Genomic DNA, 22,044 nt, shown 5'->3' with positions numbered 1-22,044 from the left:
GCCGGCGAGCAACACCGTGCTGGCAAGAACGCCGAAGGCCGAGATCAGAGCGCTGACGCGGTTAGTCACACGGACATCATCACAGGCAACCTCGCTGAGCGGGAGTGATCCAAACGAATCGCCCTAGACCTGCTCGGCACTCTCCACGCCACCCGCCGGCGCACCGGGCCGCGGGATTGACCGGCCGCTCGATGGGCGCGGTACCGGCGCCGTCTCAGCCCAGCGCGAAGGGGAGCCGCGCGGCGAGCCCGCTCAGTGCCGTCGTCTCCGCCGCGGTCGGGGCACGCCGGCCCGTGCCCACCAGCAGCGCGTCGGCGTCGCCGAACGACCGGGGGAACTCCTCCCCGACGATCTGCTCCAGCAGCGCCCGGGCCCCGGACAGCGCCTCGGCGGGAGGCGTGGCCGCGTCCGGGAGGCGGGCGACGAGGTCGAGGTGGTGCAGCGTCCACTCCAGGACGTACGCCGAGAGGTAGTCGCCCGCCGTGAGCACCTGGTCCCGGGTCTCCACGCGGGCGGCGGGGTCCGCCAGTCCGGCGGCGCGGCCGGCGGCCGAACCCACGTCGTCCAGATGGAACTTGAGCAGCCACGGCTCCTGGTAGGCGGCGGCCAGCCGGACGGTCAGCGCGTCCAGCGGGTCGTCGCCCGTGGGGGTCTTGACGACGTTCCAGTAGGTCGCCGCGGACCGGGTCGGCTCCGACGAGGCCGGGGTGGCCAGGGTGATCAGGACGTCCTGGGCGTCGATGACCAGGTGGCACACCAGGTCCCGGACGAGCCAGCCGGTGCAGCCGGACGGCCGTGCGAAGTCCTCGTCGGCGAGCTCGGCGACGGCCGTGCGCAGGGCCGACCATGAGCTGGTGAAGAGATCCATGACCGCAAGCCAACAGCACCCGTGCCGCGGCGGCGACCGGTTTCCCGCCCGCCGCTGCCCGCCCGGCCGGACGCTCAGGCCCCCGCAGGCGCCGCCGGTGCCTGAGCGGGTTCCTCCGGTGGTTCGACGAGTTGCTCGCGCACGTAGTTCCAGACCACCGCGATCAGCGCCGCGATCGGCACCGCGAGCAGACTGCCCACGATCCCGGCCAGGCTGCCGCCCAGCGTCACCGCCAGCAGGATCACCGCCGCGTGCAGACCGAGGCCGCGGCTCTGGATGATGGGCTGGAACACGTTGCCCTCCAACTGCTGTACGACGACGATGATCGCCAGCACGAGCAGCGCGTCCGTCAGCCCGTTGGACACCAGCGCGATGAGCACCGCGACGAAGCCCGCGAACAGGGCGCCCACGATGGGGACGAACGCGGACACGAACGTCAGCACCGCCAGCGGCAGGACCAGGGGCACACCCAGGATCCACAGGCCGAGTCCGATGAAGACCGCGTCGAGCAGGCCCACCAGTGCCTGCGAGCGGACGAAGGAGCCCAGGGTCTCCCAGGCACGCAGGGCCACGGCCGGGACGTCGCCGGCCAGCCGGCCGGGCAGCTGACGGGTGAGCCACGGCAGGAACCGCGGTCCGTCCTTGAGGAAGAAGAACATCAGGAAGAGGCCCAGCACCGCGGTGATCAGACCGTTGACCACGGCGCTCACCCCCGTGGTCACGGCGGTCACCACGCTGCCGACGCTGTCCTGGAGGCGGGCCATGGCCGAGTCGAGCGCACCCGTGATCTGATCGTCGCCGATGTTCAGCGGCGGACCGGCGGCCCACTCGCGCAGCCGCTCGATGCCCTCGACCACACCGTCGGTCAACTCCCCGGTCTGGGACGACATCGGTACCGCGATCAGCGCCCCGATGCCGAGGAGGGCCAGCAGGAACCCGACGGTGACCGTCGCCGCGGCGAGCGCGGGGCGCCAGCCGTGCCGGCGCAGGAAACGGGCCGCGGGCCAGGTCAGCGTGGTCAGGAGCAGACCGACTATCAGGGGCCACACGATCGACCACATGCGGCCGAGGAGCCACAGGGCCACCGCGAGCATGACGAGTACGATCAGCAACTCGGCAGAGACGCGGGCGCCGGTGCGCAGCGCGGCGCGGGTCCTCGCGGAACTCAATCTGGCAGACATGGGGGTCACCCTATGGGCAAGCCCCGCCGTCCCCGGGAGTGAGGGTCTCCGCGGGAACCCGCGACCGTGCTCAGCTCTCGGGCACCTTGACCCAGTCGAGGGTGCGCTCCACGGCCATCTTCCAGCCGGCGTAACCTTCCGCGCGCCGCTCCTCGGACCACTGGGGTTCCCAGCGCCTCGACTCGCGCCAGTGCGTGCGCAGTTCGTCGGTGTCCCGCCAGAAGCCCGTCGCGAGCCCCGCCGCGTAGGCCGCGCCGAGCGCGGTGGTCTCCGCGACGACGGGTCGGCTGACCGGGACTCCGAGGACGTCGGCCTGGATCTGCATGCAGAGGTCGTTGGCGGTCACACCGCCGTCGACCCTGAGCACGTCCAGGTGGACGCCGGAGTCCTGCTCCATGGCCACGACGACGTCACGGCTCTGGTAGCAGATGGCCTCCAGCGTCGCCCGCGCCAGGTGCGCGTTGTCGTTGTACCGGGCGAGCCCGACGATCGCGCCCCGGGCGTCGGAGCGCCAGTAGGGGGCGAACAGGCCGGAGAAGGCGGGGACGAAGTACATGCCGCCGTTGTCCTCGACGGAACGGGCCAGTTCCTCGCTCTCCGCGGCGGTCTTGATGATCTTCATCTGGTCGCGCAGCCACTGCACCGCCGAACCCGTCACCGCGATGGAGCCCTCCAGCGCGTAGACCGCCGGGCTGTCGCCGAACTGGTAGGCCACCGTGGTGAGCAGGCCGTGCTCCGAACGGACCAGCTCCGTGCCGGTGTTGAGGACCAGGAAGTTGCCGGTGCCGTAGGTGTTCTTGGCCTCGCCGGGCGAGAAGCACACCTGCCCGACGGTCGCCGCGTGCTGGTCGCCGAGGACGCCGGTGATGGGAACGGCGGCGCGCAGCGGCCGGGAGGTCCGGGTGGTGCCGTACGCCTCCCGGTGCGAGGAGGGGTTGATGGTGGGCAGCATGCTCCGCGGGATCCCGAAGAAGCCCAGCAGCTCGTCGTCCCAGTCGAGCGTCTCCAGGTTCATCAGCATGGTGCGGCTCGCGTTGGTCACGTCGGTGGCGTGGATGCCGCCGTCGGGACCGCCGGTCAGGTTCCACAGCACCCAGCAGTCCGTGTTGCCGAACACGGCGTTCCCCTGTTCGGCCGCCTCGCGGACGCCGTCGACGTTCTCCAGGATCCACTGGATCTTCCCGCCGGAGAAGTACGTCGCCGGGGGCAGCCCGGCCTTGCGGCGGATGACGTCGCCCCGTCCCGAGCGCTCCAGGTTGGCCGCGATGGCGTCGGTGCGGGTGTCCTGCCACACGATGGCGTTGTAGTAGGGACGGCCGGTGCGCGGGTCCCAGACCACCGTCGTCTCGCGCTGGTTGGTGATGCCGATGGCCGCCAGGTCGCTGCCCGACAGGCCGCCGTTGCGCAGCGCGTTCTGCATCACCGAGTTGGTGCGCTCCCAGATCTCGACCGGGTCGTGCTCCACCCACCCGGAGCGCGGCAGGATCTGCTCGTGCTCCAGCTGGTGCTTCGCGACCTCGTTGCCGCCGTGGTCGAAGATCATGAATCGGGTGCTGGTGGTCCCCTGGTCCACCGCGCCGATGAAGTCCGCCATGGTTGTGCCGCCTCTCCGGCCGGTGTCAGCCTTCTGATGCCGGGACACGCCCCGGCGGTTCGGGCTCGGCGGTCGGCAGGAACCGGCCGACGAAGACCTTGTACAGACCGGCGCCGAGGACGCCTCCGATCAGCGGACCGAGGATCGGCACCCAGAAGTACAGATTCCCGTACTGATCTCGCCACGCGCCCCCGTACCCGGTGAGGAAGCTGGCCAGCCGGGGGCCGAAGTCACGGGCCGGGTTGATGGCGTAGCCGGCGTTGGTGCCGTAGGCCATGCCGATCGCGACCACGATCAGGCCGATGATGAAGGCGCCCAGGTTCGCGCCCGGCGGGGTGTTCAGCATGTCCGTGACGGCCAGGATCAGCAGCAGCAGGATGGCGGTGCCGATGACCTGGTCGCGGAACGCGCCCCACTCGTGCACCGGGAGCGCCGGGTTGCCGTTGGCGGGAAGCGTGGAGAACACCGTCTGCGTCTTGATGGTGTGCCCGGGGTCGGCCTTCGCCAGGGCCTCGCTGTAGTTCCAGCGGACGATGAGCGCCGCCACGAAGGCGCCCGCCGTCTGGGCCAGCGCGTACGGGAGCACCTTGCGCCAGGGGAAGCCCTTGAAGGTGGCGAGGGCGAGGGTCACCGCCGGGTTGAGGTGGGCGCCGCTCAGCCGGGCCGCCACGTAGACGCCGAGCGTGACACCGAAGCCCCACGCCCAGGCGATGCTGTCGTGGTCCCCGAGGCCGCCGGCGGGGTCGGTGAGGGCACCGCCCGCCGCGACCTGGGCGACCACGCCGCAGCCGAAGAGGATGAGGATCATCGTGCCGGCGAATTCGGCCGACACCTCACCGATCAGACCGTGTCTTTTGAGCCGCTCAGCCATGGAAGCTCACCTTCCGCCGGCATGACCGGCTGTCGACTGTTCGAGCCTCTGCTCGGACAGACTAAGGTCGCTTCCGACAAACCGCACATAAGGGACAAGCGTGACGGGTGGTCACCTCGTACGCGGGTGCCGTACGTTTCCTCCCACGCCTGCGGGTGGACGACGTCGAGCACCGGGGTGCGCGGAATCAGCCGGACCACCCGCAGTGCTCCGTCCGAGTGATCGGCGCAGGCGGCGGGCTGTCTCAGGGCGCGATCGGCAGCCTGCGCTTGTGGTCGGTCTGCCGGTAGCGGGTGACGATCCTCTGGAAGGCCTCGTCCTTGACCCGCTTGCCCTCCAGGAAGTCGTCGATCTCCTCGTAGGTGACGCCGAGGGCCTCCTCGTCGGCCTTGCCGGGGTCGAGGGACTCCAGGTCGGCCGTCGGCACCTTGCCCACCAGCTCGGCGGGCGCCCCCAGCCGGTCCGCCAGGGCGCGCACACGGCGCTTGGTGAGACCGGTCAGCGGTACCAGGTCGGCGGCGCCGTCGCCGAACTTGGTGAAGAAGCCGGAGACCGCCTCGGCCGCGTGGTCGGTGCCGACGACCAGGCCCTGGTGCGCCCCGGCCACCGCGTACTGGGCGATCATGCGCTGCCGGGCCTTGATGTTCCCGTGCACGAAGTCCTGGTGGTGGTCGTCGCGGAACGTCACGTCGGCGGCGAGCAGGGCGTCGAGCGCCGCGTCGCTCGCGGGCCGGATGTCGACGGTCAGCACCTGGTCCGCCTGGATGAAGGAGAGCGCGAGCTGGGCGTGGTGCTCGTCGGCCTGGACGCCGTGCGGCAGCCGCATGGCGTAGAAGCGCGCCTCGTGGCCCGCGGCCCGGGCCCGCTCCACGGCGAGCTGGCACAGCCGGCCCGCGGTGGTGGAGTCGACACCCCCGCTGATGCCGAGCACGAGGGACCGCAGCCCGGTGGAGGTCAGCCGTTCGGCCAGGAAGGCCACCCGGCGTTCGATCTCCCGGTCGGCGTCGAAGGTCTCCGCGACCTCGAGTTCCCGGGCGATCTCCAGTTGCAGGGCGATGGACGCCGGCTCGCTCATGCCGCTCCTTGTTCGATGTGCAGGGCCTCGGCCACTCACCCTACCGAGCGATGGCCTCCGGCCCGGAGCGGGAGACGCGGGGCGGCCGTCAGGGGCCGCCCCGCGCGCTCGCCGGTCAGGTGAGCGGTTCCACCCGGATGTTCCGGAAGCGGACCTTGTTCCCGTGGTCCTGCAACCGGATCGCCCCGGCCGCCGGTGTCTCGGCCCGGCCGGAGGCGGTGGGCCCGTCGAGAACGATGCCGTCGTGGACCTTCTCGCCGTTCCACATCACCGTCACCCGCGCGTCGGCGGTCTTGCGGCCGCTGTCGTCGAAGCGGGCGGCACGGAAGACGACGTCGTACGTCTGCCAGGTCTCCGGGGCCGCGGCCGCGTTGGTGTCGGGCGCCTTCTTGAGATAGATCGCACCTGCCTCGTTGGTGTCCAGGGTGGTGTCACCGTAGGAGTCGAGGATCTGCAGCTCGTAGCGGTCCTGGAGGAAGATGCCGCTGTTGCCGCGGTCCTGTCCGGTCACCTCGGGCGGCAGCAGCGGGACGCGGAACTCCACGTGCAGCTTGAAGTCCTGGTAGGCGTCCTTGGTGCGGATGTCACCGCAGCACACCTCCATCGACCTCTCCTCGGCGAGCGGCCAGGCCACCCGCCGCCCGTCCGTGTGCTGCCACTGCTCCTGCGAGGCCGCGGTGCCGTCGAACAGGGCGACGCGGGCGCCCCGCGGGTGCACGGTCACCAGGTCGAGGTTGACGTGGCCGGTGTCCCCGGCGTCGTACCGGTAGGACACCGTGTTGTGGCCCGCGCGCAGCTTCAGCCGTTCGGTGCGCGTGGACCAGGTGTCCCAGTCCCCGGTGGAGTCGAGCCGCGTCTGCCGCACCTTCTTCCCGTTGGCGTACAGGGACAGCGACTTGGTGCCCTCGAAGGGGTCCGGGCCGTTGGAGTAGCGCAGGCCCACGTCGTAGGTGCCCGACTTCGGGACGGTCACGTCGAACGTCGTGGCCACCTCGCCCTCGGTGGCGTAGCGGTCGACGAACCCGCTTCCGGAGTAGCCGGCGTGGTCGGTGTTGATGCCGGCCTTGCCCGTCAGGCGCGCCTCCTCGGCCTCGTACAGGGTGGCCGGCGGGGGCTGCTTGCCGGGCATCTCGTTGAGCGTGTACCAGGCCTCGGTGCTCCACAGCGCCTCACCGGACTCCGAGCTGAAGGGCCGCGGGGAGCGCACGTGCACCACGCGGTCCGGCTTGAGCCCGTCCAGCCGCAGCCGCACGGTCCGCCCGTCGCCGGAGAGGGTCGCCGAACGCACGGCCAGCTCCTCCTCGGCGATCTTCGGGCCGCCGTAGTCGGCGGTCGGCGTGTAGCCCCACTGCTCGACCTGGTAGCGGTCGGCGAGTTCCGCGGCGGTCTCCTCGGAGACCGGCTGGGTGTACGTGAGGTCGAAGCCGCCCGGTACGGCCCGCATCTTCTGTATGTCGAAGGTGTTGCCGCCGTTCGGCGTCAGCTTCTGCAGACCGAACTTCAGCTTGCCCTCCTGCCCCCAGTTGCCGTCCGCGCCCAGCCCGCCGGCGTAGACCGCGCCGTCGGGGCCGACGGAGATCCGGTTGACCCCGGCCTCCAGGCCCTGGGTGTAGCGGAAGACGGCGCCCTGGTACTGGCCCCTCACCTTCTCCAGGTAGGCGCGCTGGAGGCCGCCGTAGGTGACGTCGCCGATCAGCATCTGACCGGCGAAGGTGCCCTTGCTCACGTACAGCGGCGTGGAGGGCGAGTTGCCGATCTCGTTCTGCGGCAGCCACAGCACCGGCTCGGTGACCGGGGACTTCTCGAAGGGGCCCGCGGGGTCGGTGTAGTGGTTGAAGAAGCGGTCCTGCTTGACGTGGACGAGCTTCGAGGACGGCAGCCATCCGCCCTGGTTGTCGGTGGCGAACAGGTCGCCGCCGGGGCCCCAGCCGATGCCGTTGGGCGTGCGCAGCCCGCCCGCGACCGGGCTGATCTTCCCGGTCTTCTTGCTGACCTTGTACGTCGTCCCGCGGCCCGGCGCGGGCTGCGGTGTGGTGGTCGCGCCGCCCAGGTCGATGGCGACGGAGAGGTTCACGTAGAAGTACCCGTCGCGGTAGAGCAGCCCGAAGGCGAATTCGTGGAAGTTGCCGCCGTACGGCCAGGTGGCGACCGTGCGGTACTCGTCGGCCACCTCGTCGCCGTCCTCGTCGACCAGCCGGGTGAGTTCGTGCTTCTGCGACACGTAGAGCGCGCCGTCGACGTACTTGATGCCCATCGGCTCGCGCAGCCCCTCGGCCACCTTCTTGACGGTGACCTTGTCGCGGCTGGTCGCGCCGGTGACGTTGTCGAGGAGGTACACCTCCCCGGCAACGTTGTCGGTGCCGCCCCAGGTGCTGATCGCGAGACGCCCGTCGGGCAGCCAGTCCATGCCGCTGACCTGGGGCTCGAACCCCTCGGGGCGCAGGTCGGTGAGGGTGAGGTCGGGGCGTACCGAGTTCAGCGGCAGGCCGTCGCCGGGGGTGTCGGTGCCCGCCTCGCACTCCTTGCGGCCCGGCGCCGTCACCCGGACCACCCCGGCGTCGGTGCTCAGCGCCTCCTGCGGCACGACGCTGAAGCCGCTCTCGCCCGGCGGTATCCAGGACAGTTGCAGCTGCTGGCCACCGCCGCGGTCGAAGTGCTCGACGCGCAGCGGGTGCGCGCCGGCGGTGAGTTCGACCGTGCCGTCCTTCGGCTCGGCGCCGTGCAGGCCGTCGTGGTCGATCACCGTGGTGCCGTCCAGCGTGAGCCGGGAGCCGTCGTCGCTGACCAGCCGGAACGCGTAGGTGCCGTCGCGGGGGGCGACGAGGTAACCGGACGCCTCCGTCACGAAGTTGTCGGCGATGCCGCCGAAGTCGGCCGTACTGGACCAGTCGACCGTCGGCATCAGCTTGTCGTGGTTGGGGGTCTGGCCCGGTTTGAGGGTGCACAGCTCGTTCAGGGGCGTCTGGACGTCGAACACCCGCATGGTGACCCCGGGTTCCTGCGGCGGGATGTCAGCCGGGGCGGCGGAAGACGCCGGGGCCGCCAGGACGCCGCCGACGGACACTGCTGACGCCAGCAGGAGGATGAGGTGTCTTCGGGCGCGCGAGAACAGCCGTGGGGGCATTGGTCCTCCAGTGGGTGGGGACCGGACCGTGCCGGAAATCGCTCCGGTCATGAGCGGCAGGACGGTGGTTCCGCCGCAAAGGTAGGAGACTTCCGCTTGGCATGTCCATACTTTGTCATCGATGTGTTCAAAGTTCCCGGCGCTCGAAGTGGGCTGCCCCGCCGCGTGGTTGGGGGAACTACTTGGACTCGAGGCGCGCGGACGGGTTCGGTCCGGCCGTCAGCTCCTCGCCCGCCGCCCGCCAGGCCGTGTCCCCCGCGTACAGCGCGCCGCGCAGGTAGGCCCAGGTGAGCCGCTGCACCGCGGCCACCCGCCCGGGGTTCTCGTCGGTGGTCTCGGCGACGTCGTATCCGGCGATCCCGCCGAGCCCGTGTTCCGCGTCGAAGAGGGTGAGCAGGGACCTGGGGCCCGGGGCGAGGGTGTAGGGGTCGGCGTGCCACTCGGGCCCGCCGACCGTCAGGTGGGGCGAGTCGTCCTTGTCGCCGGCGACCACGAGCGCGGGTGCCGTCATCGTGGAGAAGTCCGTGGCCAGCAGGAACGGCAGGTTCGCCGCCGCCCACCCGCTGAGGGCGTCGCCGCCCCGGCCGGGCGCCGCCAGCAGGACGCCCGCCTTGATGCGGGGTTCGGTCAGGTCCACCTCCCTGCCGTCGTCCGGGTCGGTGAGCCGGGCGCCCAGCAGCAGGCTCGGGGTGTGTCCGCCCATCGAGTGTCCTGCCACGGCGACGCGGTCCCGGTCCAGCCGGCCGGAGAGCTGGGGAACCGCCTCCTCCAGGATGTCGAGCCGGTCGAGGATGTGCGTCATGTCCTCGGCGCGGGAGCGCCAGAAGAGGGGTGCGCCGGGGGTGCCGGGGTCCAGGCCGAGGCTCCGGGAGCTGAGGTGGGTCGGCTGGATCACGACGAAGCCGTGGGCCGCCCAGTAGTGGGCGAGGGGCGCGTATCCGTCGAGGGAGGAGAGGTGGTTCGAGCGGCCCTGTCCGTGCGAGAGGAGCACGATCGGCAGCTCGCCGCCGGTGACGGGTGCGGAGACCCGGACCTGGAGGTCCACGGCGCGGCCGGGGGCGGGCAGTGTGACCGGGGCGACGGAGAGCACGGGCGTGGGAAGTGTGGCGTGCACGGTGAGGTGTCCTTCGCGCGCAGGAAACGAAACAATGTCCCGTTTAATATACGGAACGCTGTCCCGTTTGGTCAACGCGCGCGGTCCCCGGGAGGCTCCGGCTCCCGGCGCTGCGCCCGGACGCGGCGGTGACTCCACACGAGCAGGGCGAAGAGGACGCAGCCGGAGATGATCAGGCTCGCCCCGGTGGCCCACCCGGAGAACGGCAGCTCGGGGAAGAGGCCCCACACCACGCCGGCGGCGAGGAGGAACAGGCCCACGAGCACGGCCCCGGCGATCCGCCAGCGGGAGGAGACACTCTCCTCGGCGGCGCGCATCGCCCGCGCCCGGGCGGGGGCGACGAACCGGTCCAGCGCCGGGATCGCGCGCGAGAGCAGCAGCACCCCCGCGAAGACGAGCAGCAGGCCCGGGCCGGGCAGCACCAGGAGGGCGACGCCGATCACCAGCAGGACGGCGCCGACGGCACCGAGTGCGGTCCGCCGGATCGATTCGACACCGCGCGCCATGGCGCCCCACTCTCCCGCGATCGCGATCGGCAAGAACTCCGGTTCGGCCGGCGTCTTCAACCCTAGGCAGGGTTCGCGGTGCGGGCGATTCCGGACGGGCGAGAGGGTTCCCAGACCGAGCAGTCGTGGGCGAAGAGGACGCGCCGGGGGTCGAAGTCGGCGAGCCGGTCCAGCCAGGGCCGGTACTCCGGGAGCGGCGGTGCCGTGCCGTGCAGCGCGGCCTCGCGGGCCAGCTGGTCCGAGCCGAACTCCGACGCGAAGTCGTGTGCCTGCCCCGCGAGGATCACGGTGCCGTCGTCCTGCCCGACGACCAGCGACTGGTGCCCCGCGGTGTGTCCGGGGGTGGGGACGATCCGGACACCCGGCCAGACCTCGGCCTCGCCGGTCAGCTCCTCGTACACGGCGCCGGGGAAGTCGACGAGTTCGTCGAAGGTGTGGCCGCCCGCGCGGGCGGTGGCCAGCTCCACGTCCTGCACCAGGATCGGCCGGCCGGCCAGCAGGGGATTGCCGCCGCAGTGGTCGAAGTGCAGGTGGCAGTTGACGACCAGGGTGATCTCGTCGGGGGCGGCTCCCGCCGCCGACAGCGCCGCCCGCAGCCCCCGCCGCCGGGGCCGGTAGTGCGCCTCGGTCCCGGCGTCGGCGTCACCCATCCCGGTGTCGAAGAGGAGGAGCCCCCGCTCGTGCCGAACCAGATACGCGAGCACGGGCTCGACGCGCGGCCGCGGCCCGCCGGTCTCCTCGGCCGGCCGGATGAACTGTCCCAGGTCAAGGCGGAGTACCGCCGGGTTCATCGCCATCTCCCCATGTTCACAGGCCGTGTGAGCGCGTCGGCCGGGATCTGCCCACGGCAGAAGCGGAGTTGGACGCCCCGTCGACGTACCTGAGGCCGCACTGCTAAACCTGCACAGCAGCCTGCACCGCCGGTACCACCTGCACCACCGGTACCACCTGCACCACCTGCACCACCTGCACCACCTGCACCCAACGTTCAAGGAGGAGCATGTGAGAGCACGTCGCGCCGCCGCCCGAAGCGCCTCGGCCCTGGTCGCCGCCCTCGCCCTGACAGCGAGTCTCGCCGGTCCCGCCGTCGCCGCGCACGAGGAGGAGGCCCGGCCGGCCGCCCCCACGGCCGACCCCGTCACGCACGAGGAGAACGACCGTGTCCCGGAGGGCTCGGTCTGGACCCAGCACTACTTCCCGTCCGCCGACCGCTCCGGCACCCGGCTCCACGCCGACGTCCTGCTTCCCGAGGGGCTGACACGGCGTGAGAAGGTGCCGGTGATCCTGTCCGTCGGCCCGTACTTCGCCCACGCCGGCCAGACCGGGCCGGAGGGGTGGACCCACACCGGCCCGTCCGCCCGCTTCCAGGACTTCATCGAGGGCACCGACCTCTTCGACCAGGGCTACGCCTTCGTCATGGTGGACCTGCGCGGCTTCGGCGGCTCCACCGGCTGTCTCGACTGGGGCGGCCCCGGCGAACAGGCGGACGTCCGGGCGGCGATCGACTGGGCGTCCCGGCAGCCGTGGTCCACCGGCGCGGTGGGCATGTACGGCAAGTCGTACGACGCCGTCACCGGACTCATCGGCAACAACCTGGACCAGCGCGCGCTCAAGGCCGTCGTCGCCCAGGAGCCGCTGTGGGACATGTACCAGTACATCTACTCCAACGGCGTGCCCCGCCCGAACGTGACCGGAACGGCGAACGCCTACAACTCCATCGCCACCATGGCGCCCATGCCGGACGACGACCCGCGCTACCGAGCGGCCGCGCGGCACGAGGAGACCCATCCGGAGTGCCTGACCGAGAACTCGGCCGGCTACCGGATATCCGACCAGCGGGACGAGCACTGGACCTCCCGTGACCTGGCGAGGATGGCGAAGGGCAGCGACACCCCGCTGTTCGTCACGCAGGGCTTCATCGAGAACAACACCAAGCCCGAGGAGATGGAGGAGTACCTCGACAACCACAGGGGCCCCGAGCGCGGCTGGGTCGGCCAGTGGGACCACGTGCGCGGCGGGGACCGCACCGGTGACGGCCGCCTGGCGATGGGCCGCGAGGGCTGGTACGACGAGACCCTGTCGTTCTACGACCAGTACCTCAAGGGCGTACGGCCGTCGGTGCGTTACCCGGCCTACGCCGTCGAGGACTCCACCGGCGCGTGGCGTGCCCAGCGCACCTGGCCGGTCACGGAGCGGTCGGTGACCCTTTCGCTCGGCGACGGCTCCTACGTCGACGACGGCGGGGCGTCAGCCCGCGCGGCGCTGGCCGCACCGGGGCGGCCGGCGCCCGCGGCACCGCCGCAGCCGACCGGCCGGTGGGACATGGAGAACGCCCCCGCGATCGAGCGCCCGGCCCCGGAAGGACTGGCCGCGGAGCTGGCGGAGCGTCAGCACGACGGTGAGGTCGCCTCCAGCTTCTTCGTGTGGTCCGAGCCGCTGAAGAGGTCCGTACGGGTCACCGGCACCCCTCGGCTGTCCCTGAAGGCGAAGGGCGAGGGCAACGTCATGGTCAAGCTGTACGACGTCGCTCCGGACGGCACCGCCGTCATGTTCGACGAACAGGTCTCCCTGGTGGACTCCGGCCGCCTGACCGTCGACCTGAAGGCCACCGACTGGACCCTGGCCGCGGGGCACGTGCTGGCCGTGGAGATCGGGTCGGTCCAGACCGGGTCCTGGCGGGACACCCCCTCCGGCGAGACGATCCGGGTCGGTGACGCCAGGCTGCGGCTCGCCCTCGACGACCCGGCCGACGACGTCGCCACCCCCGGTGACCGGTCGCCGTACCTGGACACCTACCTGAGTCAGTACACGGTGACCCTGCCGGCCGGGCCGGGGACATTTTCGGTGGTTCCGGGTCGCCGGCCGTGACAAGCTGTGCTCCTGATTGTCCGAGCCCAGGAGGTCGTCATGACTGAAGAGTCTTCATCGCAGGCAGGTTCGGAACCGGCGGAGGACGAACGCCCCGCCCTGACACCCGACGAGGACGGTCAGTACGACCTGAAGGGCAAGTTCCGCGAGGCCCTGGAGCGCAAGCGCGGCAAGCAGGCGGAGGCCGCGGCCCTCGCCGCGAACGCCGACGTGGCGAAGATCCGCGGTACCCACGGTCCGGCCGCCAGCCAGCGGTCGTTCCGGCGCAAGAGCGGCTGAGGCCGCGACCGGTCGTACGCGGCGGGGCCCGACCGTGGCAGCACGGTCGGGCCCCGTCCGTCATGCGCGGCCGGTCACGGGCGGCTGGTCAGGTAGCCGCCCATCGAGGTGAAGTAGTCGGTCGCGGACAGCTCCCGGCCGTCCTCCGTCCGCACCCGCGTGATGGCCAGGCCGTGACTGCGGCCCGCCCGCGCGTCGGCTCCGGCGACGATCACCACGCCGTCGCCCTCGCGGTAGAAGACGCGGCCGGGCGTACCGCCGTAGCGGCCCTGCGAGACCACCGCGGCGAGCACCTCGAGCCGCCTGCCCCGGTGGAAGGTGAAGGCGCTGGGGTAGGGCTCGGACTGGGCGCGGACCAGGCGCTCCAGATCCTGGGCCGGCCAGTTCCAGTCGATCCGGATGTCCTCGGCGGACCGCTTGTGGAAGAAGCTCGCCTGCGACCGGTCCTGCTTGGTGAACTCGGTCTGCCCGGCGGCGATGAGGCCCAACGCGCCCACGGTGACCGGGGCGATGAGGCCGACCGTCTTGTGGAACAGGTCCGTCGCGGTGTCCCTCGGCCCGACCGGCACCGCCTCCTGCCGGACGATGTCGCCGGCGTCCAGCTCGTCGTTCATCATGTGGGCGGTGACGCCCACTTCGGACTCGCCGTTGAGCAGGGCCCAGATCAGCGGGGAGAACCCGGCGTACTTCGGCAGCAGTGAGTCGTGCACGTTGAGCGTGCCGTGACGGGGGAGCCCGAAGATGCGCGGGGGGATCCAGGTCCGCCAGTTGTTGGCCACGATGATGTCCGGGTCCGCGTCCTTGAGGCGCTCGAACAACTCGTCGTCGTCGGGGCGGTTGCGGATCAGTACCGGGACGCCGTGCTCCTCGGCGAGGTCGGCGACGGAGTCGCTCCAGATCTTCTCGTAGGCGTGCTCGCTCTTGGGGTGGGTCACGACCAGTACCACGTCGTGCTCGGAGTCCAGGAGGGCTTGCAGGGTCCGGTGCCCCCAGGTCTGGTAACCGAACATGACGACCCGCATGGGGTACCTCCTCAGAGCAGGGACTGATCCGGCAAGTTTGGCAAGGCTTGCCTTAGTATGCAACGGCGTTGTGAGACGGACCAGTTGACGGCCGTACTCGCCGGTTCGCCCTCTCGACAGCACCAGGGCATTAGCTTAGGCTAACCTAAGTTTCCGGCTGTCCCGCAGAATGGGAGTGACATGTCACAGGTTCTTCCTGATGACGCACCGCTGGTCCACGACCTCATTGGCATCGGCTTCGGCCCGTCCAATGTCGCCATGGCGATCGCGATCCGCGAGCACAACGCACAGGCCGGCAGTCAGGAGGAGGTCAGCGCCCGCTTCTTCGAGCAGCAGCCCCGCTTCGGCTGGCACCGCGGCATGCTGATCGACGACGCGACGATGCAGGTGTCCTTCCTCAAGGACCTGGTGACACTGCGGAACCCGGCCAGCGAGTTCAGCTTCCTCTGCTACCTGCAGAGCAGGGGCCGGCTGATCGACTTCATCAACCACAAGAACCTCTTCCCGCTGCGCGTGGAGTTCCACGACTACTTCGAGTGGGCCGCCGCCAAGGTCGACGACCAGGTCTCCTACGGCCGCGAGGTGGTCGGCGTCGCACCCGTGGAGCGTGACGGAGCCGTCGACCACCTCGAGGTGACGGTCCGTTCGGGCCAGGGACTGGAGGTGCACCGGGCGCGCAACCTCGTCGTCGGCACCGGCCTGCGCCCGCTGATGCCGGAGGGCGTCGAGCGCGGCGACCGGGTCTGGCACAACTCCGAACTGCTGGCGCGGGTCGACGCGTTGGAGGGCACCTCGCCCTCCCGGTTCGTGGTCGTCGGCGCCGGGCAGAGCGCCGCGGAGAACGTCGCCTACCTGCACCGCCGCTTCCCCGGGGCCGAGGTGTGCGCGGTCTTCGCCCGCTACGGCTACAGTCCCGCCGACGACAGCGGCTTCGCCAACCGGATCTTCGACCCGGCCGCCGTGGACGACTACTTCGCCGCGCCCGGCAGCGTCAAACGCCGGCTGATGGACTACCACGGCAACACCAACTACTCCGTGGTGGACATCGACCTGATCGACGACCTGTACCGGCAGATGTACCGGGAGAAGGTCCTCGGCACCGAGCGGCTGCGTTTCCTCAACGTCTCCCGGCTCACCGACGTCAAGGAGACCGCCGACCGGGTCCGTGCCACCGTGACCTCCCTGGTCACCGGCGAGGAGACGTTCCTCGACGCGGACGTCGTGGTCTTCGCCACCGGCTACCTCGCGGCCGACCCCCTCGGGCTGCTCGGCGAGGTCGCGGACCGCTGCCTGCGCGACGACGAGGGCCTGGTGCGCGTCGAGCGCGACTACCGCGTCGCCACCGACCCCGCACTGCGCTGCGGCATCTATCTCCAGGGCGGTACGGAGCACACGCACGGCATCACGTCGTCGCTGCTCTCCAACACCGCGATCAGGGTGGGCGAAATCCTGGAGTCCCTGGTCGACCGGAACCTGAAGTCCGCTTCCGACGAGGCCCTGACCATCGCCGACGGAGCCGGCGGCGGCGCGCGTTAGTCTACGTCGCCATGACCACGACTGCGGTTGAGCGCCCCGCGCCCGGGGGCACGGCGGAGGCCCGTCGCCGACGGGTCGCCGGGTTGGGCGTACTCGCGGTGCTGCTCGTGCTCGCGGCGGCGGCCTCGTTGGCCGTCGGCGCGCGGGCGTTGACCCCCGCCGAGGTCTGGCACGGGCTGACGGCCGCACCCGAGGCCGACCAGCGGCTCACCGAGATCAGGCTCATCGTGCGGACCGTGCGGGTGCCCCGCACGGTCCTCGCGGTCGTGGCGGGCGTCGCCCTCGGGGCCGCCGGGGCGCTGATCCAGGGGTACACCCGCAACCCGATCGCCGACACCGGGCTGCTGGGGATCAACGCCGGCGCCTCGTTCGCCGTGGTCTCCGGGATCGCCCTGCTCGGCCTGACCGACCCGTTCCTGTACGTCTGGCTCGCGTTCCTCGGTGCCGGGCTCGCCGGTGCCGTGGTCTTCGGACTGTCGAGCATCGGCCGGGGGGCGGGCAACCCGCTGACGCTCGCCCTGGCCGGGCAGGGGATCGCGGTCTTCCTCGCGGCGATGACCACGGCGGTCTCCCTGACGGACAAGGCCTCGCTGAACGCCCTGCGGTTCTGGAACGCGGGCTCACTGGCCGGCGTCGGCTTCGACGTCATCGGGCCGGTGTCCGCGTTCATCGCCGCCGGGCTGCTGCTCGCGCTCACCACGCTGCCCGCCGTCAACCTCCTCAACCTCGGTGAGGACGTGGCGCGCGGGCTCGGGGTGAACGTCGCGCGGAGCCGGACGGCCGGCATCGTCGCCATCACCCTGCTGGCGGGCGCGGCCACCGCGGCCTGCGGCCCCATCGCCTTCCTCGGGCTCATGGTGGCCCATGTCGCGCGGTACCTCACCGGACCGGACTACCGCTGGCTGGTGCCGTACGCCGGTCTGCTCGGCGCGGTGGTACTGCTCGTCTGCGACATCGTGGGGCGCCTGGTGGTGCGGCCGGGGGAGCTGGACGCCGGGGTCGTCGTCTCGCTGCTGGGGGCGCCGTTCTTCGCCGTACTGGTGTGGCGCGGAAAGTTCAAGAACACGTGAGCGGGGCGGACGTGAAGGCAGACGGGACGGACGTGCGGCCGGGCGGGGCGGACGTGAGCGCGCCGGTGGCGCCGGGAGTGCGGCTCGGCGGTGTGTCGTTCGTGTGGCGGCCCTGGACCGCGGGCGTCACGCTGCTGCTGGCGGCGGCGGCATTCCTGGTGTTCTGCCTGTCCATCGGCGTCGGGGACTTCCCCATCGCGCTGCCCCGGGTCCTCGCCACCATCGTCGGACGGGGCGAGCAGGTCGACGAGTTCGTCGTCCTGGACCTGCGGATGCCCCGCGCGCTGGCCGGGCTCGTGGTGGGCGTCGCGCTAGGGGTGTCCGGCGCGCTCACCCAGTCCATCGCGCGCAACCCCCTGGCCAGCCCCGACGTCCTCGGCATCACCAGCGGCGCGGGCGCGGTGGCGGTGTTCCTGGTGACGGTGTCGGGCGGCGCCGCGACGGCCGTCGTCGACTCCGTGGGCCTGTCGGTGGCGGCGCTCGCGGGCGGGCTCGGGACCGGCCTGCTGGTCTACTTCCTGGCGTGGCGCCGCGGGATCGACGGCTTCCGGCTGATCCTCATCGGCATCTCGGTGACCGCCGTCATGCAGGCGATCACGACCTGGCTGCTGGTCACCGCCGACATCAGGGACGTCGCCCGGGCCCAGGCGTGGCTGGTGGGTTCGCTGGACAACCGGTCCTGGGACGAGGTGCGGGTGGCGCTGTGGTGCACGCTCGCACTCCTGGCCGTCGTGTCGTGCGCCGCCTTCCAGTTCAAGCCGATGCACTTCGGCGACGAGATCGCCGCGGGTCTCGGCGTCCGCTACGGGGCGGTGCGCGCGGTCCTGCTGCTGTGCGCCGTGCTGCTGGCCGGCGTGGCCGTGAGCGCGGCCGGACCGGTGCCGTTCGTGGCCCTGGTGGCGCCCCAGGTGGCGATGCGGCTGGCGAGGTGCCCGACGCCGCCGCTGGCGGCCTCCGGCATGGTGGGCGCCCTGCTGCTGACCGGATCGGACCTGGTCGCGCGCACCGCGCTGCCGGTCTCGCTGCCCGTCGGGGTGGTCACCGCGGCGATCGGCGGACCCTTCCTCGTCTACCTGCTGGTGCGGGCGAACCGCCGATAGCTGGTACAAAGTAAGGCGAGCCTAATAGAGGGGGCCTTGTGGCCGTTGAGTCCATCACCGGGGCCGGGAGGGCGGTCGGCGCCACGCGGCTGGCCGCCAGGGGAGTGGCGGTCGGGTACGGGGCCCGGCCGGTCATCGACGGGCTCGACGTGGCGATCCCGCCGGGGGTGATCACCACCATCATCGGCCCCAACGGCTGCGGGAAGTCGACCCTGTTGCGCACCCTGTCCCGGCTGCTGAAGCCGACCAGCGGCACGGTCGTGCTGGACGGCGAGGACATCGCGGGGCTCAGGACCCGGGACGTCGCCAAGAAGCTCGGACTGCTGCCGCAGGCACCGGTCGCGCCGGAGGGCCTGACGGTGTCCGACCTGGTCGCCAGGGGCCGCCACCCGCACCAGAGCTGGCTGCGGCAGTGGTCGTCGGACGACGCGGCCGTGGTGGGCCGCGCGCTGGCCATGACCGGGGTGTCCGACCTCGCGGACCGTCCGGTCGACTCGCTCTCCGGCGGTCAGCGCCAGCGCGTCTGGATCTCCATGACCCTGGCCCAGGGGACCGATCTGCTGCTCCTCGACGAGCCGACCACCTACCTGGACCTGGCACACGCGATCGACGTGCTCGACCTGGTGGACGACCTGCACGAGTCCGGGTGCACGGTCGTCATGGTGCTGCACGACCTCAACCTCGCCACCCGCTACAGCGACAACCTCGTCGTGATGCGGGACGGGGCGATCCTGGCCCAGGGGCATCCGCGGGAGGTCATCACGGCCGAACTGCTGCACGAGGCCTTCGGGCTGCGCGCCAGGGTGATCGACGACCCCGTGGGGGACCGGCCCCTCATCGTGCCCATCGGGCGGGCCCACGTGGAACTCGGCCCGGTCTCACCAGAGTTGTCGCGGTGAGGGTAGGCTAACCTCACTCAGGCGCGATAAGGTTTGCTGCCCTCAGAACGGGGCGCAGTGGACGGCGCGACAGCAAGGGATCTCCGCATGCTCCTCAGAACGACGCGTATGACGCCCTGGCGACGACTGGCGGCGGCACTCTCCGCCGCCGCGCTCGGCGTCGGCCTCCTCGCGGGGTGCGGTTCCGACTCGGACGACTCGTCGGACAGCGCGGGCGGCGACAAGCCGACCGCCGGCGCCGGCGCGTTCCCCGTCACCGTGGAGCACGCGTTCGGAACCACGAAGGTCGCCAAGGCGCCCGAGCGGGTCGTCACCGTCGGCTACACGGACGACCAGACCGTCCTGGCCTTCGGCGTCAAGCCCGTCGGCATGGTCGACCAGTACCCGAACCCGGAGGGTCGGAGCCCCGACATCAACACCCAGTGGCCGTGGGTGAAGGAGAAGTGGGGCGACGCCAAGCCCGAGGTCGTCATGAAGAACGGTGACACCGGCCCAAACTTCGAGAAGATCGCCGCCCTGCGCCCCGACCTGATCATCGCGGTGTACTCCGAGGTCGACCAGGCCGCCTACGACAAGCTCTCCAAGATCGCGCCGACCGTGGGACGCACCAAGGCGGAGAAGGAGCCGTTCAGCGCCCCGTGGCAGGACAACGCCCTGCACATCGCCAAGGCCCTCGGCAAGGCCGAGGAGGGCGAGAAGATGGTCACCGACATCCAGGGCAAGCTCGACACGGCCAAGAAGGCGCACCCCGAGTTCGCGGACCAGACCGCCGTCGCACTCTCCTGGTACAAGGACTCGGTGGCCCCCTTCACCTCCACCGACGTGCGCGGACGCCTGCTGACGGGCATCGGCTTCAAGTACCAGACCAAGATCGACGAGGTCGCCGGCGGCGACTTCTACACCACGCTCTCGCCCGAACGCGTCGACCTGGTCGACGTCGACCGCGTCTTCGTCATCAACGACAAGGCGGACCAGGACGCGTTGAAGAAGTTCAAGCTCTTCACCAACCTCGACGCCGCCAAGAACGGCAAGGTGACCTACCTCCTGGACAGCGAGGGCCCGGCGGTCGGCGCGGCCATCTCCCAGGGCACCCTGCTGTCGATGCCGTACGCGGTCGACGAACTCGTCAAGTCGGCCGGGTAGGTGTGAGCGTCACGGACACCCGGGTCGCCCCGGCCGCCCTGCGTACGGCGACCGGACGCGAAGCCACCCGCTGGGTCGGGGCGCACTGCCGTGAGGTGCCGTGGCTGACCCTCGCCACGGCACTCACCACGGTGGCCGGAGCGGCTCTCCAGGTACTCCCGGTCCTGCTGCTCGGCCAGGTGGTCGACGCGGTGGTGGGCGGTGAGTCGCGCTCGGTCCTGGTCACGATCGGCGCCGTGATGGTGGCGGCCGCGCTGCTCGGCGCGGCCGCCACCGCGGTGTCGACGTACCTGATCGGGCGGCTCGGCGCCGACCTGCTCGCCCGGCTGCGGGAGGGCGCCGTCCGCGCGGTGCTGGCCATGCCCAGCGCCCGTGTCGAACAGGTCGGCCGCGGCGACGTGCTGTCCCGCGTCGGCGACGACGTGGCCGTCCTGTCCAAGGGCATCCGTACCGCCGTGCCCACGGTCTTCTCGGCGGGGGTGCTGGTCGTCATCGCCACGGCCGGCATGTTCGGCCTGGACTGGCGGCTCGGTCTCGCGGGCGCGGGCGCGCTGCCCGCGTACGCGCTGGCCCTGCGCTGGTACCTCCCGCGCTCCGCCCCCCTCTACCAGCGGCAGCGGGTGGCCCAGGCCGACCGCGCCCAGGCCCTGATCAGCGGTCTCAACGGCATCGACACGGTGCGGGCGTACCGGCTGGAGGACGCCTTCCGCGAGCAGGTCACCCGTGAGTCGTGGCGGGTGCGCGATCTCGGGATCGAGGTGTTCCGGTTCTTCGGACGGTTCGTCGGCCGGGAGAACCGCGCCGAGTTCATCGGTCTCACGCTCATCCTGGTGGTCGGGTACGCCCTGCTGGAGGCCGACGCCGCCACGCTCGGCGAGGTGTCGGCGGCCCCGCTGCTCTTCCACCGGCTGTTCACGCCGCTGGGCGCCATCATGTTCACCTTCGACGAGGCGCAGAAGTCGGGCGCGAGCCTGACCCGGCTGGTCGGGGTGATTGGCGAGGACGCCGAGGACCGGCTGGTGGGCGACGCCTCCGTCGGGCCCGCGGCGGCCGGGGCGCACCCGGTGCGGGTGGAGGGGCTGACGTTCACCTACCCGGGCGCCGAGGAGCCGGTGCTCAGGGACGTCGACCTGACGATCCCCGCCGGCGGTTCGCTCGCCCTGGTCGGCGCCACGGGCGCGGGGAAGACGACGCTGGCCGCGCTGATCGCGGGCATCGGGACTCCGCAGGCGGGGGCGGTGCGGGTCGGGACGACCGACCTGGCCGGACTGGACGAGGCCGGGGCGCGGTCCCTGGTGACCATCCTCACCCAGGAGACACACGTGTTCTCCGGGCCGCTCGCCGACGACCTGCGGCTGGCCGCGCCGGAGGCCACCGACGCCGAACTCGCCGACGCCCTGCGGACGGTGGGCGCGGACCGGTGGGTCGACACCCTGCCCGAGGGACTGGACACCCTGGTGGGGGAGGGCGGTGAGCGCCTCGACGTGACCAAGGTCGCCCAGGTCGCCCTCGCCCGGCTGGTGTTGAGCCGCTCACCCGTGGTGGTGCTGGACGAGTCCACGGCGGAGGCGGGCAGCGAGGGCGCCGCCGAGCTGGAACGGGCCGTGCTCGCCGCGTGCGCCGGGCGGACCACGCTGTTCGTGGCGCACCGGCTCACCCAGGCGATGGCGGCGGACCGGATCGCCGTCCTGGACGCCGGGCGGGTCGTGGAGGAGGGGACGCACGAGGAACTGGTGGCGCTGGGCGGCCGGTACGCGCGGCTGTGGCGGGCCTGGAGAGAGGGCAGTTAGACAA

At 71.5% G+C, this 22,044-nt stretch carries 18 protein-coding genes; 8 read left to right on the top strand and 10 right to left on the bottom strand.

Going from position 1 to position 22,044, the window contains the following annotated elements:
• Positions 1 to 214: 214 nt before the first annotated feature.
• From DMH12_RS15020 to DMH12_RS14980, 9 genes are all read right to left on the bottom strand, one after another.
• On the bottom strand, positions 215 to 868 hold the full coding sequence (locus DMH12_RS15020; protein ID WP_125492066.1) for a maleylpyruvate isomerase N-terminal domain-containing protein: 654 nt from the start codon (positions 866 to 868) through the stop codon (positions 215 to 217).
• Between the two features lie 74 nt (positions 869 to 942).
• The gene (locus DMH12_RS15015; RefSeq protein ID WP_125492065.1) at positions 943 to 2,049 is read right to left on the bottom strand and encodes an AI-2E family transporter; all 1,107 of its coding nucleotides are present in this window, start codon (positions 2,047 to 2,049) and stop codon (positions 943 to 945) included.
• Positions 2,050 to 2,119: 70 nt separating this feature from the next.
• Positions 2,120 to 3,643: a glycerol kinase GlpK gene (gene glpK, locus DMH12_RS15010; protein ID WP_122619255.1), complete on the bottom strand. Its 1,524-nt coding sequence runs from the start codon at positions 3,641 to 3,643 to the stop codon at positions 2,120 to 2,122.
• A gap of 25 nt (positions 3,644 to 3,668) precedes the next feature.
• Entirely contained in the window at positions 3,669 to 4,514 is an 846-nt protein-coding gene (locus DMH12_RS15005; RefSeq protein WP_125492064.1) for an MIP/aquaporin family protein, read from the bottom strand.
• A gap of 244 nt (positions 4,515 to 4,758) precedes the next feature.
• On the bottom strand, positions 4,759 to 5,589 hold the full coding sequence (gene nadE / locus DMH12_RS15000; RefSeq protein WP_125492063.1) for an ammonia-dependent NAD(+) synthetase: 831 nt from the start codon (positions 5,587 to 5,589) through the stop codon (positions 4,759 to 4,761).
• 115 nt (positions 5,590 to 5,704) lie between these two features.
• Positions 5,705 to 8,713: a family 16 glycoside hydrolase gene (locus DMH12_RS14995; protein WP_125492062.1), complete on the bottom strand. Its 3,009-nt coding sequence runs from the start codon at positions 8,711 to 8,713 to the stop codon at positions 5,705 to 5,707.
• Between the two features lie 178 nt (positions 8,714 to 8,891).
• On the bottom strand, positions 8,892 to 9,827 hold the full coding sequence (locus DMH12_RS14990) for an alpha/beta fold hydrolase (protein ID WP_125492061.1): 936 nt from the start codon (positions 9,825 to 9,827) through the stop codon (positions 8,892 to 8,894).
• Positions 9,828 to 9,898: 71 nt separating this feature from the next.
• Positions 9,899 to 10,333, bottom strand: a complete 435-nt coding sequence (locus DMH12_RS14985; RefSeq protein WP_125492070.1) for a PGPGW domain-containing protein — start codon at positions 10,331 to 10,333, stop codon at positions 9,899 to 9,901.
• A 62-nt stretch (positions 10,334 to 10,395) separates the two neighbouring features.
• Positions 10,396 to 11,130, bottom strand: a complete 735-nt coding sequence (locus DMH12_RS14980; protein WP_125492060.1) for an N-acyl homoserine lactonase family protein — start codon at positions 11,128 to 11,130, stop codon at positions 10,396 to 10,398.
• A gap of 205 nt (positions 11,131 to 11,335) precedes the next feature.
• Between DMH12_RS14980 and DMH12_RS14970 the strand changes: the two genes are divergently transcribed.
• Together DMH12_RS14970 and DMH12_RS14965 are read left to right on the top strand one after the other, a co-directional pair.
• Entirely contained in the window at positions 11,336 to 13,201 is a 1,866-nt protein-coding gene (locus tag DMH12_RS14970) for a CocE/NonD family hydrolase (protein WP_125492058.1), read from the top strand.
• A gap of 39 nt (positions 13,202 to 13,240) precedes the next feature.
• On the top strand, positions 13,241 to 13,480 hold the full coding sequence (locus DMH12_RS14965; protein WP_125492057.1) for a DUF5302 domain-containing protein: 240 nt from the start codon (positions 13,241 to 13,243) through the stop codon (positions 13,478 to 13,480).
• Between the two features lie 74 nt (positions 13,481 to 13,554).
• Here the strand turns inward: DMH12_RS14965 and DMH12_RS14960 are convergent, their stop codons facing one another.
• Positions 13,555 to 14,502 (bottom strand): methionyl-tRNA formyltransferase, encoded by a 948-nt coding sequence (locus DMH12_RS14960; protein ID WP_125492056.1) that lies wholly within the window; start codon positions 14,500 to 14,502, stop codon positions 13,555 to 13,557.
• A 180-nt stretch (positions 14,503 to 14,682) separates the two neighbouring features.
• Here DMH12_RS14960 and DMH12_RS14955 point away from each other — a divergent pair, with 180 nt between their 5' ends.
• From DMH12_RS14955 to DMH12_RS14930, 6 genes are all read left to right on the top strand, one after another.
• On the top strand, positions 14,683 to 16,038 hold the full coding sequence (locus DMH12_RS14955; protein ID WP_125492055.1) for a lysine N(6)-hydroxylase/L-ornithine N(5)-oxygenase family protein: 1,356 nt from the start codon (positions 14,683 to 14,685) through the stop codon (positions 16,036 to 16,038).
• A gap of 11 nt (positions 16,039 to 16,049) precedes the next feature.
• Positions 16,050 to 17,108 carry an iron ABC transporter permease gene (locus DMH12_RS14950; RefSeq protein WP_125492054.1) on the top strand — a complete coding sequence of 353 codons (1,059 nt, stop codon included), beginning with the start codon at positions 16,050 to 16,052 and terminating at the stop codon, positions 17,106 to 17,108.
• Between the two features lie 11 nt (positions 17,109 to 17,119).
• Positions 17,120 to 18,208, top strand: a complete 1,089-nt coding sequence (locus DMH12_RS14945; RefSeq protein WP_399187392.1) for a FecCD family ABC transporter permease — start codon at positions 17,120 to 17,122, stop codon at positions 18,206 to 18,208.
• A gap of 38 nt (positions 18,209 to 18,246) precedes the next feature.
• Positions 18,247 to 19,107, top strand: coding sequence for an ABC transporter ATP-binding protein (locus DMH12_RS14940; RefSeq protein WP_125492052.1), 861 nt, complete (start codon positions 18,247 to 18,249; stop codon positions 19,105 to 19,107).
• Positions 19,108 to 19,194: 87 nt separating this feature from the next.
• On the top strand, positions 19,195 to 20,250 hold the full coding sequence (locus DMH12_RS14935; protein WP_125492051.1) for an iron-siderophore ABC transporter substrate-binding protein: 1,056 nt from the start codon (positions 19,195 to 19,197) through the stop codon (positions 20,248 to 20,250).
• A 2-nt stretch (positions 20,251 to 20,252) separates the two neighbouring features.
• Complete coding sequence (locus DMH12_RS14930; RefSeq protein WP_125492050.1) at positions 20,253 to 22,040, top strand: ABC transporter ATP-binding protein; 1,788 nt, start codon at positions 20,253 to 20,255, stop codon at positions 22,038 to 22,040.
• Positions 22,041 to 22,044 lie beyond the last annotated feature (4 nt).

The sequence above is a fragment of the Streptomyces sp. WAC 04229 genome (genome assembly GCF_003947455.1).
Lineage (GTDB): Bacteria > Actinomycetota > Actinomycetes > Streptomycetales > Streptomycetaceae > Streptomyces.
Note: the sequence above shows the minus strand (reverse complement) of the source record. Positions and strands in the feature narration are given on the sequence as shown.